14 protein-coding genes are annotated in these 15,888 nt (G+C 58.4%); 8 read left to right on the top strand and 6 right to left on the bottom strand.

All coding sequences use genetic code 11. From position 1 onward, the window contains the following. Window positions 1–46: 46 nt before the first annotated feature. Together FBY10_RS14445 and FBY10_RS14440 are read right to left on the bottom strand one after the other, a co-directional pair. Window positions 47–1,195: a hypothetical protein gene (locus tag FBY10_RS14445; protein WP_131699360.1), complete on the bottom strand. Its 1,149-nt coding sequence runs from the start codon at window positions 1,193–1,195 to the stop codon at window positions 47–49. Between the two features lie 31 nt (window positions 1,196–1,226). Beyond that, a complete protein-coding gene (locus tag FBY10_RS14440) occupies window positions 1,227–2,033 on the bottom strand; it encodes a ubiquinol-cytochrome C chaperone family protein (RefSeq protein WP_131699359.1) in 807 nt (268 codons plus the stop codon). 23 nt (window positions 2,034–2,056) lie between these two features. On the opposite strand from FBY10_RS14440, the gene FBY10_RS32170 reads away from it, so the two are divergent. Then, on the top strand, window positions 2,057–2,338 hold the full coding sequence (locus FBY10_RS32170) for a hypothetical protein (RefSeq protein ID WP_178116748.1): 282 nt from the start codon (window positions 2,057–2,059) through the stop codon (window positions 2,336–2,338). 15 nt (window positions 2,339–2,353) lie between these two features. Here FBY10_RS32170 and FBY10_RS14430 read toward each other — a convergent pair whose 3' ends face one another. After that, window positions 2,354–2,611, bottom strand: a complete 258-nt coding sequence (locus FBY10_RS14430) for a hypothetical protein (protein ID WP_131699357.1) — start codon at window positions 2,609–2,611, stop codon at window positions 2,354–2,356. A gap of 119 nt (window positions 2,612–2,730) precedes the next feature. Between FBY10_RS14430 and FBY10_RS14425 the strand changes: the two genes are divergently transcribed. The 6 genes from FBY10_RS14425 (at window position 2,731) to FBY10_RS14400 (ending at window position 10,291) form a co-directional block, all read left to right on the top strand. After that, window positions 2,731–3,606 carry a WYL domain-containing protein gene (locus FBY10_RS14425; protein ID WP_074847693.1) on the top strand — a complete coding sequence of 292 codons (876 nt, stop codon included), beginning with the start codon at window positions 2,731–2,733 and terminating at the stop codon, window positions 3,604–3,606. Between the two features lie 21 nt (window positions 3,607–3,627). Then, window positions 3,628–3,948: a DUF6124 family protein gene (locus tag FBY10_RS14420; RefSeq protein WP_256663465.1), complete on the top strand. Its 321-nt coding sequence runs from the start codon at window positions 3,628–3,630 to the stop codon at window positions 3,946–3,948. Window positions 3,949–4,285: 337 nt separating this feature from the next. Continuing rightward, window positions 4,286–5,218 (top strand): chemotaxis protein CheV, encoded by a 933-nt coding sequence (locus FBY10_RS14415; protein ID WP_145336607.1) that lies wholly within the window; start codon window positions 4,286–4,288, stop codon window positions 5,216–5,218. A 75-nt stretch (window positions 5,219–5,293) separates the two neighbouring features. Continuing rightward, on the top strand, window positions 5,294–6,409 hold the full coding sequence (locus FBY10_RS14410; protein ID WP_145336609.1) for an HD-GYP domain-containing protein: 1,116 nt from the start codon (window positions 5,294–5,296) through the stop codon (window positions 6,407–6,409). 133 nt (window positions 6,410–6,542) lie between these two features. Then, a complete protein-coding gene (locus FBY10_RS14405) occupies window positions 6,543–8,705 on the top strand; it encodes a methyl-accepting chemotaxis protein (protein ID WP_145336611.1) in 2,163 nt (720 codons plus the stop codon). 146 nt (window positions 8,706–8,851) lie between these two features. After that, window positions 8,852–10,291, top strand: a complete 1,440-nt coding sequence (locus FBY10_RS14400) for a glycosyltransferase family 39 protein (RefSeq protein ID WP_145336613.1) — start codon at window positions 8,852–8,854, stop codon at window positions 10,289–10,291. A 14-nt stretch (window positions 10,292–10,305) separates the two neighbouring features. Here FBY10_RS14400 and FBY10_RS14395 read toward each other — a convergent pair whose 3' ends face one another. Beyond that, on the bottom strand, window positions 10,306–10,794 hold the full coding sequence (locus tag FBY10_RS14395; RefSeq protein ID WP_017253710.1) for a TIGR00645 family protein: 489 nt from the start codon (window positions 10,792–10,794) through the stop codon (window positions 10,306–10,308). A gap of 164 nt (window positions 10,795–10,958) precedes the next feature. On the opposite strand from FBY10_RS14395, the gene FBY10_RS14390 reads away from it, so the two are divergent. Further along, entirely contained in the window at window positions 10,959–12,782 is a 1,824-nt protein-coding gene (locus FBY10_RS14390; RefSeq protein ID WP_145336615.1) for a hypothetical protein, read from the top strand. A 6-nt stretch (window positions 12,783–12,788) separates the two neighbouring features. On the opposite strand, the gene FBY10_RS14385 is transcribed toward FBY10_RS14390, so the two are convergent. Both FBY10_RS14385 and FBY10_RS14380 read right to left on the bottom strand, forming a co-directional pair. Beyond that, window positions 12,789–13,106 (bottom strand): hypothetical protein, encoded by a 318-nt coding sequence (locus tag FBY10_RS14385; RefSeq protein ID WP_131699350.1) that lies wholly within the window; start codon window positions 13,104–13,106, stop codon window positions 12,789–12,791. 297 nt (window positions 13,107–13,403) lie between these two features. Next, window positions 13,404–15,842 (bottom strand): Lon protease family protein, encoded by a 2,439-nt coding sequence (locus FBY10_RS14380; protein WP_065938302.1) that lies wholly within the window; start codon window positions 15,840–15,842, stop codon window positions 13,404–13,406. Window positions 15,843–15,888: the final 46 nt, after the last annotated feature.

The raw sequence follows: 15,888 nt of genomic DNA, 5'->3' as shown, positions 1-15,888 counted from the left end.
ACAGACACTCTCTGTTGGCGACGCAGCACACCGCAGATCAGGAAAGCTAAGCGGTGCGGGCCTGGTAGGCGCCGACAAACTCATTGCCCCGCATCTCTACCGTCAACACGACCGGCGATTGCTGTTCAACCAGCAATTGCTGCATCTGCCCGATCTCGCTGATTGCGCCCGCCATAAACAGCGGTAGCGTCTCCTCCTCCCACTCTCTTAACGACAGGCGATTCGCCTGGATCGTGGATTGAGAATCCAGGTAAGAGGAGAGATTTTTCGCCCGCGTCTCTACGGCGTCCTTGAAGACAGACAAGTGCCCGTTCTCTCCCAAAAACTGACTCGTCACACGGCTCAGCGTCGTTTGACGTCGCTGAACCAGAGCGTTTTCGCCAGGAAATGAGGCCAGCAGTCGGCACGCCGCTAACCGGGTTCCCATACACAGTTTCCACTCTTCTGCGCGGGCATCTGATTTGCTCTGCATCACTTTCAATGCAGCAGTCAATCCAGCTGTGGTTTCAAACATGCCGGGCGCTTTGTGCTCCGCCGCGTCCTTGGCCAGTGTGACCAGTTCGCCTTCCAACTGATTGTGGATCGAGCCCAAATCCAACTCGATGTCTTCCAGCTTCTGCCTGATCGCCGGGCTCAACTCACCGGTCAGAACCAGCGGTGCAACCTGCGTCAGGTAATTCAAAGCGCCTTTGACAATGGACTTGCGTCCCTCGACCAAGAACGTCGAGATACCCTCGACGCCCGCCTGAATCTCACTCAACTTGGCGCTAATGTCGGCCAGGTGCTTTTGAGCCACCACGGCGGACGCAATCTGGAACATTGCCGCAGAACTGACCAGTTGCTGAAGCTTTTCAGGCTCAAACAACCTCGCATGTTCCTTGATATTTCCGCCTTGTCTCGAGAAGGCTCGAAAGCCGTTGCCATCCGCAGCCGCCGCGAGAGGACCGTCGATCACCACTTGCATGTATCGGGACTGGGCAACATCGTTCGCGACGATCAGATTGGGGAGTGTTTGCAGCAATGGCCCCAAACGATCGATACCCAAACGAGCCGCATCAACCTTTTCAACGCCAGCGGGAATGACCTGCTGCGCGGCCAACGTAACGCTCATCAACGGCTTTTCGGCGGACTTACCGATCAGCCAGGTTGGCAGGTCGTTGCCTCCAGCGCTTGGCAGCGTGAGGTTGTTTTCCATGACAGGCTCCAGATTCAAATGAGAGGGTTCATTACGCCAGGCCTGCCCCGCATTCGCTGCAGAATTTACTGGTTTTAGGGGTGGGAACCTCACAGGACGGGCAAGTAACCAACGCGCTTTTTTGCCGAATGTAGGCGATCTGCACAACGCAAGGCACCGTTACTCGATAGGCCTGACTCGTCAGTGTGTGAGCGCCGGCAATACCCGACAACGCTACGCCAATCGGACCGAAGGCCAACCCCGCAGCACGACCCGCTACCAAGGTGGTGCCGGCGGCCAACGCACCACCCATTGCCAACCGTGCAAACGCGCCGGTGGCCAGAAGAGCGGCCTGTATGGCAGCAGGGCCACCGCGCCGTATCGCGGCCTGAATAGCAGCGTATGAAACGCCCAAGGGGCCCGTTTCATTTTGAAAGCCCTTGGAAAAGTCGGCCTGTTCCTGCGCCGACATTTTCTCCCAGGCATCGGACAGCAACTTCTCCAACACCTTGAGTTCCATGCTCGCAACCGGTTCATTCTTGCCGCCAGTACCGCCCACATGACTGAGCACATCGGCGACGATCTCGGCATAGGGAACACCGTTGCGGCGGAACAGGTTGACGAAGCTATTACCGCCAAAATGTTGCAGCTCGCGAATCAGCAGGAGCAACACCCCCCTGGAGAACTTGTTCTTCTTCTTTGCCGACTCCAGCGCTTCGCGTACCTCGCTGGCCATCGCCAGCCGCCCCTTGCCAGAGTCGGTCAGGAAATCGACCAGCACGATTACATCGACTGGATCTGCATCGATAAGCATCTGCAGCAGATCACTGTCCCCATTGATATCAATCTCGCTTTCCATCGACTATCCCCTGGAGTCCGTTCATGCAAGCCGCAATCAGCGGCCTATTTATCCCTAACTTATCCGCAGCGCGTGGGAAAACTTTAGCCGGTCAGAGGGGCGGCGCCCTGAACTGCGAAGCCACCGCTTCAAACCACCCTGCCGCGCGCATTTTCAGGGCCGTGCTGCCGCACTTCGGACAGGTGGCGAACCAGTCGCCGGGCATCAATGCATCGCTGCGCGGCGCAATGGTTTTCTTCCAGTTGCAGTCCTCACACACAAACGTGAAGGGTTTGGGTTTTATCGGCATGGGTAGGTTTTCCTGATAATAATGCCGCGAACTATTCTGCGACCGGGATCAGCGCTTGCAGCAATTCCAGCTTTCGCTGCAACTGCGCGACATGCTCTCGCTCCGCCCGCAACGCCGACCGCAGCTCGCGGTTTTCCACCTCCCAGATCTGCGCCCAACGCAAATCCTTCTGGTAATGGGCGACCATCTTCCAAAGCTCGCTCAACTTCAAACAGTGCTGTATCAGCACCAGCAGGATGACTCCCATCGCCACCAGTGCCCCCGTCGAAACCACTTCCGACATACTCATGTTTACATCCTTTCCTGTCTTCGATAAATGCCGCTGACAGACACACGATATGTAGTGATTCACGACAGGTCTAGAATGTAGACTTATACAGGTAAAGTATTCACACACATGGAGCGGCTATGAAACGCAAGCAATCCATCGAACAAGTGCGCTGGGATCTGGCACTTCGCTATCGCTTGATCGAGACAGTCGCCTGGTGGGAAGGCCGGCTGACCACGGGCCACTTGATCCAGAGCTTCGGCATCAGCCGCCAGCAAGCCTCCAAGGACATCAACACCTACATCAACGAACATGCGCCCCGAAACTTGACATATGACAAGCAGCGCAAGGGCTACGTACCCAGCAAGCAGTTCAAACCGCTGTTCATCGATGACAGCGCCAGCGCCTACCTGCACCTGCTTTACCAGAACAACGAACGGGCGCCGCACATCGACGGGCTCGCCCTGGCCTATGCGCATACCAAGGTGCTCGAAGTGCCGGACCGGCCCATTCGGCCCGAAGTCCTGCGCCCATTGCTCGCGGCCTGTCGCGACGGTTTGCGCCTGGAAACCGAGTACGTTTCGCTCAACACCCCAAACGTGGAAATCCGCCTGATTGCACCGCACACCCTGGTGTACACCGGCATGCGCTGGCATGTGCGCGCCTATTGCGAAAAGAACCGCCAGTACCGGGATTTTGTGCTGAGTCGCCTGCGAGGTGAGCCGGACCTGCTTGACGCATCACAGAACACCCGGGAGCTGGACGAAGACTGGAATACCGAAGTACCGATCATCTTTACCCCCGATGGCCGCTTAAACGCCGCGCAGCAGGCAATCATCGAAACCGACTTCGGCATGACGGATGGGCAACTGGTGGTCGCCAGCCGCAAAGCACTGGTCAAGTATGTATTGCGCCGCTATCAGGTCGACCCGAGAAACCAGGCGACCAACCCGGAGGCCCAGCAGATCGTAGTCAGTAATATCAAGGAGCTGCGGCCGTGGCTCATGCATGATTGAATTTGCGCTCTCGCGATCTTGATGAACTGGCGCGCGGTGACTGACGCGGAAAGCCTCCCCCCAGTCGCTGCAAAATCAGCGACCGGGTTTAGCAGCTCGGTTAATATCAAGGCCTGCAAAGCCACCCCCTTCACCCTCGCTCAGGACATCTCCCCCGAAACCCTGCTGATCCAGGCCAGCGAAACCCTCGCCTCACTCAACGCCATGACCACCGACCTGGCCTTCGAACTCGAAGGCGCCAACCGTCACAAGTTACTGGGCGCCCAACAATTGATCGTGCTGGGTGAACTGTTGGTCGAGCGAGTGCTGGTACTCACCCAGGACGCGCAAACATTCCAGTAAACAAAAAGGCCGAGGCGCATTCCGCGTCTCGGCCTTTTGATGGCATCGAAGTATTTCTTGTCGAGCAGGTCGTTGACGTTCAGCGAGGCCGACCGTGTCGAGTGCTTCAAGCCCCCGCAAACGGGTTTCCAATCTTAATCATTATCAACACTCAAACCAGCAAGTTAGCCAACTAACTAATTTCAAACATCCGCCTGAATAGCTAATCATCCGCGTCGCTATTGCTTTAACGATAAACCTCTCGATTATTTTTATTTCACATATATTTTACATTCCCCTACATATGCTAATGTCATTACGACATCAACGCTATTCCAACCAAAATCAAGGGGTGTGTATGGCAGGTGTAATGGCATCCGTTAACAGCCGTACACAACTGGTAGGCCAGAACAGGCTCGAGTTATTGCTATTCCGGTTCAATGACCACCAGCTGTATGGCATCAACGTCTTTAAAGTCAGGGAAGTTATCCGCTGCCCTAAGTTATCTCTACTACCAAAGTCTAATAACAACATTTGTGGCGTTGCCAATATCCGCGGCGCTTGCATCCCTATTCTAGACCTCGCGATGGCAACAGGACTGCCCGGCATCACGGATAAAGAAAGCGCCTTTATTATACTTACGGAGTACAACAACCGCGTTCAGGGTTTCTTGGTCTATGCGGTTGAGCACATCGTCAATTTGAACTGGGAAGACATTCATCCGCCCCCCAAGGGCAGCGGTGACAACAATTACCTGACGGCCGTTACACGTGCCGATGATCGTCTGGTCGAAATCATCGACGTGGAAAAGGTGCTGACGGAAATCTCGCCCTCGTCCGAAGAAATATCCATTGGCGTGGTGGATGACGCGGTCACCCAGCAGGCCAGGCACCTGCGTGTGCTGACCGTGGACGACTCGATGGTGGCGCGTAAACAGGTGACCCGCTGCCTGGAGACGGTAGGCGTCGAGGTGGTCGCCTTGAACGATGGCCGCCAGGCGCTGGATTACCTTCGGGCCATGCTCGACGAGGGGCGCAACCCGGACGAGGAGTTCCTGATGATGATTTCAGACATCGAAATGCCGGAAATGGACGGTTATACCCTGACCGCCGAAATCCGCAGCGACCCGCGCATGGCCAAGTTGCATATCGTGCTGCACACCTCCCTGTCGGGCGGTTTCAACCAGGCCATGGTCAAGAAAGTCGGGGCCGATGACTTCCTGGCGAAGTTTCGCCCGGATGACCTGGCAGGCCGCGTAGTCGCGCGTATCAAGGCTGCGAGCCCTATCTGAAGCGCAAAACAACAAGATTCAAGCCAAGGAGGCTGATGGGAAACACATAACAAAAACATCAACAGAGGGCATACTATGTTGAAGTGCAATGAGCTCAACCTTGAGGCGCCTGACGGCGAGGAAAAGCCATTTTGGCGGGGCGGCGCAAAGTCTGAGGCGCCGTGCGCCTTGGGCTGCGGTGCTCAGCCGGCCGCGCCTGCCACGGCGGCTGCGCCAGCTAACCCAGTCATCCAAACATCCATGCAAGACGAGTTGGTCGCCGCACAGGAAATCTGTAGCCGCGCCAAGACCGCCGTTGTCGAAATGTTCGGCCATGTCCGCATGGGCCGGGCCCTGGAGCTTGAACACATCAGTGCACTGGTGGACGACATTTCGAGCTCGATCGCCCGCCATCCAGATGCCTTTATCAGCCTGGCACGCCTGAAAAGCATCGACGACTACACCTACATGCATTCGGTCGCCGTGTGTGCGTTGATGATTGCCTTGGGTAATCAATTGGGGCTGTCCACCGCAGTGATTCGGCGCGTCGGGATGGCCGGGCTGCTGCACGACATCGGCAAAATGGCCATACCGGGCGCCATCCTCAACAAGCCCGGCCGGCTGAGCAGTGACGAATTGCAGCTGGTGCGCACCCATCCATTGGAAGGTGAAAAAACCCTGCTGGCGGCCTCGCAGATGTGCGAAATGGTCGTGGATGTGTGCCTGCATCACCACGAAAAAGTCGACGGCACCGGCTACCCCCATCAGTTGGCGGGGGACCAGATCAGCCTGGTGGCCCGGATGGCGGCGGTGTGCGATGTCTACGACGCAATCACCTCGGACCGCTCCTACAACCAGGGCTGGGACCCCGCCGTCGCCATCCAGAAAATGTCCACATGGGAGGGGCATTTTGATGACGAGGTATTCAGCGCGTTTTTAAAGTCCGTGGGTATTTACCCGGTCGGCTCTATCGTTCAATTGAAAAGTGGCAGTATCGGCGTCGTGATAGAACAACATCCCGACTCTTTATTGACGCCAAAAATAAAAGTGTTCTTCCTGCCCGTTCTAAATCTCTATGTCACACAGAAAATAATAGACCTGAGTGATCCCGCACAACCCGACCGGATTGTCGCGCGAGTACCGACCCAGCGTTACGGCTTTAAAAACACCGAACGTTTATGGCTCGATGAAGAGATGCCCAAAGAGCATTAAGCAATCCCCAGCGCTGTACCGCATGTCTATGCCTAAGCAGCCAATGATAAAACACTATGCCTTGCGCAAAGAAAGTACCGAAATGTCGACATTCGATGATGTTGGCGACTATTTAGCATGGGCAGGAAACATCATGAAATTCAACTCATTGCAGACTCGAATTTGCTTCACCGCCGGGCTCTGCCTGTTTATCTCGTGTGCGAGCCTGGTCTTATATGGCCTTTATTCCTCAACCGCCAATCAAGCCTATGTCGGCACGGAAGTTTCAACCCTGATTGAAAGTGCCACCATCCGCGAAGTGCAAAACCTGGCCGAGTCGCGTGCCAATGCCATCCAGGCAAAACTTCAGAACGCCTTGGATTCGGCACGCACAATGGCCAACACGCTGGGAGCGAGTAAAAGTGCCCAGAGCCCGCTGACCCTGGGCCGTGAGCAGATCAATACGATGCTGCTCAGCGTGCTCAAGGACAACCCCGACTTCAACGGCACATATTCATGCTGGGAGCCGGATGCGCTGGACGGCCAGGATCAAGCCTTTCGTATCAATGAGGGCGGTAACAACCCGTTGACGGGCCGCTTCACCCCCTACTGGACACGCAGCTCGGATGGCAATATCGCCGTGCAACCGCTGGTTGAGTACGACTCCGATGCCCGCCACCCCAATGGCGTGTTGAAGGGCGGCTGGTACTCCGGCCCTCGGGACACCCAGAAAGAAAGCGTCCTCGACCCGCTTCCCTATGTGGTGCAAGGCAAAAATGTGTGGCTGACCACGCTATCGGTACCTATCACCGCCAATGGCAAGTTCTACGGCGTGGTCGGTGCTGACTTCGACATCTCGTTTATCCAGAAGCTCAGCGAGCAAATGTCCGCCGACCTGTATGGCGGCAAAGGCTCCGTGGCGATCCTGAGCCATCAGGGGTTGGTGGTGGCCGACAGTAAACGCCCGGAACTCATTGGCCAGTCACTGAAAGCGTTGTTGCCCGGCTCTTGGGAGAACGTGTTGAGCAATGTACAGAAGGGTAAGGGAGACAGCCGGTTCAACCCGGACTCCCAGGAAATCGAAGTGCAGATGCCGATCAACCTGGGTCGCACCGGCAAGCCCTGGGCGATCGTGATCCACCTGCCCAAGGCGGTGGTCATGAGCCAGGCCCTGGCCCTGGAGCAGGAACTGCAGTCACGCGGCGTCAAGAGCAGCATCTGGCAGGTCTCGGTCGGCGTGGGCATCTCCCTGCTGGCATTGCTGGCGCTGTGGTTTGCCACGGCGAAAATCGTCGGCCCGATTCGTGAAGCCGCCGCCCTGGCCGCCAACATCAGCCTGGGTGATTTCTCGCGCCGGCTGGTGCAAAAATCTGAAGATGAAGTGGGCCAATTGTCCTTTGCCTTGAACGATATGTCGGAAAGCCTGCAACGCCAGGTGCGCGTGGCCGAGCGTATTTCCGAGGGGGACTTGGATCTGGAAGTACGCCTGTCCTCGCCCAATGACACCCTGGGCAAATCGTTGGAAAAAATGGTCGGCAACCTGAACAACTTAATTTCCCAGGTACAGGCCAGCGCCACGCAAATCACCGGCAGTTCCGCACAGGTCACCGAGTTAAGCCAGTCGCTGTCCGACGGCGCGTCCAATTCCGCTTCGTCCATCACCGAAATCAGTGCGGTGATGACCCAGATGGCGGCGCAGACCACCGACAACGCCGCTAATGCGAAGAAGGCCGACGAGCAATCCCAGGCTTCGCGCGCCGACGCGGGAGAAAGCGACAAGCTGATGAGCGAATTGATCGCGGCCATGGCGGAGATCGACAACTCGGGCAAAGACATCACTGCCATTATTACCACCATCGACAACATCGCCGCTCAAACCAACCTGCTGGCGTTGAACGCGGCCATCGAGGCGGCACGCGCCGGCGAACTGGGTCGCGGTTTTGCGGTGGTCGCCGATGAAGTCAGGAGCCTCGCCGCCCGTAGCGCCGAAGCCGCCCAGCAAACTGCCGCGCTGATTGCCGACTCTTCGACCAAGACCCAGCGCGGCATGATCATCGCCGGCCGCACAGCCGACTCGTTGCGAAATATCGTCACCGGCACCAGCACGGTGTCCAGCCTGGTGTCGTTGATCTACCAAGCCTCCAGTGAGCAGGCTTCCGGCCTGCAACAGGCGAGTATCGGCCTGGAGCAGATCGACGAAGTCACCCAGCAGAATCAGGTCAACTCCCAGCAATGCGCGGAGGCGGCCAAGAACCTGTCGGAACGGGCCAACTCCATGCAACAGGGCCTGAGCCGGTTCAAAGTCAAAGCCTCGTAATGCCTCACGCGAAGCCAGGGGACGTTACCCCTGGCCCAGCCCCTTAAATCCACTCTTCGTTCATCAAATATTAAGAATCGCCTCCCTATACTCGCCGATTGCGGGCCGTTCCCCCGAGCGGTCCCCTGCCCCGGTAGCCACAACCCATGACGCGCCCCGCTCCCCTGCTGCTCCTGCTTGCTGGTCTGCTGTTCTTCTTTGCCCTGGGAAACCACGAACTGCAAGGCTCCACCGAAGCCCGCGTCGCGGGGATCGCCATGGCCATGCACCTGGACAATGATTGGGTCGTGCCGCAACTGTTTCGTGAACCCTTCCTGGAAAAACCGCCCCTGAGCCTGTGGCTTGACGCCGGAGCGATTCGCCTGTTCGGTGGCACGCCTGGGGCGGTACGCCTGGCCTCGGCATTTGCCGGTCTGTTCAGCGTGATGCTGTTCTATGGAATGCTGCGCCGGTTCGGGCGCCCGAAAACATTGGCCTTCAGCGCGGCGCTGATCCTGGCGACCATGGCCAGCTACTGGAGCAATGTGCGCGGCGTGGGGGAAGACTCACTGCTCAGCCTCGGCGTGACCACCGCGCTGCTGGCGTTCTACCAGGCGATGCGGCCTGAGTCCGAGCGCCAAGGCTCCACGACCTGGGCCTGGGCGCTGTTTACCGCCGGGATGGCGATCGCCACCTTGAGCAAAGGCGTACTGGGCCTGGCGATGCCGGGCATCGTGATCTTTGTGTACCTGGCCAGCACCAGCCTGATGGACAAGCGCCTGCGCATCGCCGACTGGCTCAAACCGGCGCTGTTTACCCTGCTGGCGTTGGTGCCGCTGATGATCTGGCTGGGCTTCCTGTTCCAACGCGGCGGAATGCAGGCCGTGGGCGAAGTGCTGTGGACCAACAGCGTCGGGCGCTTCAGCGGCTCGTTTGTGGAGGCCGGGCACTACGAACCGTTCTACTACTACATCGCCAAGCTGCCCGAGGCCTTCCTGCCGTGGAACATCCTGGTGTACCTGGGCCTGTGGCATTTCCGTAGAAGCCTGGTGCGTAACCGCTATCGCCTGTTTTTCAGCGTATGGCTGGTGGCGCAATTCACCCTGCTGACGCTGGCCTCAAGCAAGCGCACGGTTTACTTGATGGCCCTGACACCGGCCGCCGCCGTACTGGCCGCAGAATATGCCCGGGTGTTGCTGGAATGGCTCAAGGATCACAAGCCGGCGTTGTACCGCTACCACCGGCACGTGATCGGCGGTGTCTTCAGCCTGCTGATCGCCTGCTATCTGGTGACCGCATTATGGTTCGCGCCAAAAGCTGATGCGCGCCAGTCATTCGTACCGGTGATCAGTCAGGTCCAGGCGCTGCAGGCGCAAGGCAAGGAAGTCGCGCTGTTCCAGCCCAACGAGCGGATCGCGGGGGCCGGCGTGTTCTACATGAAGGGGTACCTGAAGATCCTGCAGACGGAACCCGACCTGCACCGCTACCTCGCGGCCAAGCCCGGCAACGTTGCGCTGCTGGACCATACCAACGACTTGACCGCCAAGGTCACGGTGATCAAGGAGATGGCAATCAACCGCCAGCCCTACTACTTCATCGAGCAGTAAGGCCGGCGCGGGCATCAGTGTTTGGTGACCTTGTCCAGGTAACCCATGGCGAACGCCGAGATCACGAAGGTCATGTGAATGATCACGTACCACATCAGGTGTTGCGGATCGACGTTCTTGGCGTCCATGAAGATGCGCAGCAAGTGGATGGAGGAAATCGCCACGATGGAGGCCGCCACTTTCATCTTCAGCGACGAAGAGTCCATGGTGCCCAGCCAGTTGAGCTTTTCCTTGTTTTCATCGATATCCAGCTGCGAGACGAAGTTCTCGTAGCCGGAAATCATCACCATCACCAGCAAGCCGCCGACCAGGGCCATGTCGATCAACGACAGCAGCACCAGGATCAACTCGGACTCGGCCATCGAGAACACGCTCGGCAGCAGGTGAATCACTTCCTGGAAGAATTTCAGCGCCAGCGCCAGCAACCCGAGGGACAGGCCGAAATAGATCGGCGCCAGCAGCCAGCGCGAGGCGTACATAGCATTTTCGATAAAGCGTTCCATTGGATCTCACACAGCATGGCTAGAAATGGCGGCGAGTATACCAGCCGCTATAAGACACCTGTAACCACGAGAAAACTGACCTGGGCGGCATCTGTAAGAGAATTTTTCTGCTAGTGTCGAGCCCAATAACTCGGCTCGATGACGTCGGACAGGAAAAAACTCAGATGATGGATGTGCGATCCCCTTTGGCCAGCGTTGGCCTATGCGCCGCATTGTTACTGGCCGGCGGCTGTTCCCCAAGCGATGAGCAGAAACAGGCCACCCTCGAAGAGAAAACCGCAAAGTTCGAACAGTCCCTCGACAGCATCCAGGATCCGAAACTGCGCGACGCCATTGCCGACCTCGGCGGCTCGCTGCTGCTGCTGGAACGGGCGCGGGTCAAGCTGGCCACCAAGCCCATAGAAGCCGAATACGGCGAAGACACCCTCGCCCTGCTCAAGCACTACCCCACGCCGCAAGGGCTGGTGGACACCTACATCAATGGCTTGTTCGTACTGCGCAAAGCCTCACATTCGGACTACCTGACCGACCTGCAGCCGGTCTTCCCGTTCAACTTCAATGTGCCAGACCAGTTCCCCTTCCCCCACGGCCTGGAATGGCAATCCGTCACCTTGAGCAACAACAAGATCGTGCCGTTCCAGCCGGAATGGTCGGAAACTGATCCCGGCATCCAGTTGAGCCCCAGCAGCTCCAACCTGACCAACCCGGATGACCTGACGGTCACCTATCCGTTCATCGATGGCATCGAGACGGAAAACAAAAGCCAGCCGCAACCCGTCCGCCTCAAGGGCACGGTAGAAGTGATCGCACCGGGCAAAGCGCTGACTTTCGATTTGTCGAAAAAGGACGTGGGCCACAAACGCACCGAAGGCAATATCACCGTCAACCTGCTGCTCCTGGAAAAGAACTACGCCGAAATCGAACTGACCAACAGCCAACCGCTGGCACCGGAAGTGGGTGACCAATCGCCTAACCCCTTGCTGGTACAGGCGCGGGACAGCACCGGGCAATTCCTCACACGCTCGGGTTCGATCAACGAAAGCAGCGCGCAAGTCGAGTTCTACCAGAAGCAATTGGCCGAGATGCAAAAACAGAAGGCCTGGTCCGACGCATTTGAAAAGCAACTGGTCGATGAGCAGAAAGCCTTCGAACACAAGCAGAGCAGCCATTACGCCAAGGTCTATTTCAATGGCCTGATCGACACCCTGCAGATCAACGTGCTGGATTTCTCCACGGCCACGGTCACCCGCAAGGACCTCGACCTGCCGGTCCTGCGCTTCGACAAGAACAGCCTGGAAAAGACCGTACAAGCCCTGCCCATGCCGGTCACCGTGTATGACGACGGCGCCGCCAGCTGGCTCAAGGACGCATCGTTGACCGAGGAACAACTGAAGAAGAGCGTCACCATCAGCCAGTCCGTCGAAGATGCCAGCGCCGCCCATATCGTGTTCGACCACCCATTCACCTTCAATGACGACCTGGTGGGCAGCGAGCGCAACAGCAGCGAATCACCGGTGACGTTCTTCACTGCCGACGAGAAAGGTGAACGCGGCGAGCCTATTGAACTGCCGACCGAGGCGTATGAATTGAACCCGGCCCGCGGCACTCTCACCTACGACCTCAACCTGTTCCCGGAAAACCCGGCGTTTGTCGTGGGTTCGATCCCGTTGTTCCTGGCGACTATCGAGAAAGGCGACATCGATGCGGCCAAGCTGCCTAAGGGGTTGTCGCTCAAGGACAACGCACTGATCGTCGACCAAAAGGAATTCCCTGCCGACAGCTGGCGCTTCTACGCCAAGGACGCCAGCGGCAACTACCTCAAGGAAATCCTCGGCGTCAGCCACCGCGCCGAGGAATACGGCACAGCCCTGTTTGACGTGCATTATTTCTACGGCCAGCCGACGGCACTGGAAAGCTACCAGCGCACCGACCTCAGTACCGTGCAATACGGCTTTGAGGTCAAATTGGACAAGCCCGAGGGCAAATAAACGCGCCTACAGCGCCAGTTGCTCATGGCTGCCATTGAGCTGGCGGAGATGGGCCTGCATGTGCAGGCACCAGATCTGCGGGTCACCCGCCAGCTCATAGCCGTGCAGGGTCAGGCTTTCGACGATCGATTGCAGCATGGTTTCTGCCACGAAGGGCCCATGAAACGGACCCTGGGATTTGATCGTGGAAGGTTGTTCGCCGGTCATTCCAGCGGCAAACAACAAGGTCCACATCCCGTTATCCCCCGCGAGAGGGCGAACGGAACATTCGATTCGGGTAACCAGGCCGAAGCACTGGCGGGTAAGGCAAAGGTTGCGCGGCATGGCGGCGACCCTCGGTAGATCGGTGTTCAACCTCAACCTATGGCGAGGCTGTTTCTATCCAGCGACTCCTGTGGATATCCCTACGCTCAGAATAGAAGAAAAACACGACAAACCAAGGCTGTAGGGACCAACGGACATTAGTCCCCCAGAAGGAAGTCAATTTAGTGACGCAACCAGATCCAAATGTGGGAGGGGGCTTGCTCCCGATGCAGTGTGTCAGTCGACATCTACATGACTGTCCTATCGCAATCGGGAGCAAGCCCCCTCCCACATGTTTGATCCGGCTGGCCTCAGAACTCAGGTGGGCTTGGCTTCGGCCAGCGCCTGCTGCGCCAGCTCCTTCTCCGCTTCCTTCAGGTCTTCCTCGCTGATCATCTCGGCAATCGCGCGCAAGCGCTCGACCACGCGGGCATTGACGGTGCCCTCCGGGAACTGGCCCTCGGCGTCCGGCTCACCGGCATCCTCGCCCACCAGCAGGCTCAACGCCTCATCCGCCTGACGCACCGCATAGATATGGAATTGCCCGGCGCGCACGGCCTGCAACACCTTCTCATCCAGCATCAATGTGGCAACGTTGGCCTGGGGAATGATCGCCCCTTGCTCACCGGTCAAACCGCGGGCTTCGCACAGGCGGAAGAAACCTTCGATCTTCTCGTTGACCCCGCCCACGGCCTGCACTTCACCAAACTGGTTGATCGAACCGGTGATGGCAAAACACTGCTTGAGTGGCGTCTTCGATAAGGCCGAGATCAAGGTGCACGCCTCGCCCAGGGACGCGCTGTCACCGTCCACGTAACCGTAGGACTGTTCCAGCGCGATACTCGCCGAGATCGCCAGCGGGAACTCCTGGGCATAGCGGCTGCCCAGGTAACCGGTGAGGATCATCACGCCCTTGGAGTGAATCGGCTGCCCGAGGTTAACTTCACGCTCGATGTCGACAATGCCACTGCCGCCCGGGTACACCGTGGCGGAAATCCGTGCCGGCACACCGAACGCCGAATCACCGACCTCCAGCACCGTCAGCCCGTTGCACTTGCCGACCGCCGCGCCGGCGGTGTCGATCAGGATTACCCCGGCGAGCATGTCGTCGAGAATCCGCGCCGACACACGCCCGGTACGCGTGGCCTTGGCCTTCAGTGCACGCTCGATATGGCCAGCATCGGTCATCTCATCGCCTGCCAGGTGACGGATAAAATCCGCCTCACTCACCAGCTGGAACAAATCCCCGATACGCGCCGACAAACGGCCCTGGTGCTCTGCCAGCCGTGCGCTGTAGGTGGCCAGGCGCGCCACCGCGTCAGAGGTCAGCGGCGCCATGCCTTCTTCCGAAGTGCGGGTTTTGAGCAACTGGGCGAACTGCTCCAGGCTCTCGTCCACCATCGGGATGTCTTCGTCGAAATCCACCAGCACCCGGAACATCTCCTGGAAGTCCGGATCGGCGTCCTGCAGCGCGTAATACAACTGGCGCGAACCGATGATGATGACCTTGACCTGCAGCGGGATCATCTGCGGGTTAAGGGTCACGGTGGCCAGGCGGCCCAGTTCGCCCAGGGGCGATTCCATCTTCAGCTTGCGCGACTGCAGGGAACGCTTGAGGGCGTCCCACACAAACGGCTCGCTGAGCATCTTCTCGGCTTCAAGAATCAAAAAGCCGCCGTTGGCACGGTGCAACGCACCCGGGCGTAACTGGCGATAGGTGGTGTACAGCGCGCCCTGGTCGGTGCTGTATTCGATACGGCCGAACAGGTTGTCGTAGGTTGGGTGCGGTTCAAACACCACCGGCGCGCCACCGTTGACCGCATGGCCCACCACCAGGCTCGGGCAGTATTGCTCTTCGAGCAGCTTGCGGGCCTGGGCGTCGGTCTTGGCGTCGTCCACCAATTGTTCCACCACGGTTTTCAGCAGGTACACCTGCATGGCCTGCAGGTAACCGCAGACACCGGCGTTTTCCGCGTACTTTTCCGACAGCGGTGCGAGCAAAGGTTGCAGGGCCAGGGTGATGGTTTCTTCGTTGAACTGACGCAGTTGGTTATTGGACTCGCGCTTCCACTGGGGCAGGCTGGCCAACTCCTCGTTGAGGCGTTCTTCCAGCTCGGAAATATCCGTGTGGAAACGCTCGCGATCCACTTCCGGCAGCTGCGAGAACTCGGCCTCATCCAGCGCCTTGCCGTCGAGCATCGGGGTGAAGGCGATGTTTGAACTGTCGCGGTACAGCGCCACGTCCTTTTCCAACGCCAGGCGTTCGATCACGTCCAGGGCCTTGTCATAGCGCTGGTTGAAGGCGCGGTCGATGGCACTTTTGCGCTGTTGATACGTCGGGTGTTCGAACACCGCCGGGAAGGTCGCGACGAGGTTGTCGACCAGGCCATTGATATCGGCAATGAACGCCGCCGCACCGCCGCCTGGCAATTCCAGGGCGCGGGGTTCGCGAGGCTCGTCAAAATTGTTCACATAAACCCAGTCCGCCGGGGTCTGCAGGCGCTTGCCCTCGGCTTTCAGGTAGCGTTTGACGAACGAAAAGCGGCCGGTGCCCGGCTCGCCCATGACAAATACGTTGTAACCGGGGCGTGGCATGGCCACACCGAACTGCAACGCTTCAACCGCGCGTTCCTGGCCAAGCACACCGCGAAAGGGCTCCAGATCATTGGTGGTCGAGAAGCTGAACTGTTCAGCGGAGAAAGGGCGAGTCAGCGCTTCGGGCGCTAGACGCAAGCTGGCAGCAACAGGATCAGGCATCGGGCTTCCTTACATCAGGCGGGGCAGATGACGGCATTCTGGCTCT

Source organism: Pseudomonas sp. SJZ103, from assembly GCF_007828335.1.
GTDB lineage: Bacteria > Pseudomonadota > Gammaproteobacteria > Pseudomonadales > Pseudomonadaceae > Aquipseudomonas.
Note: the sequence above shows the minus strand (reverse complement) of the source record. Positions and strands in the feature narration are given on the sequence as shown.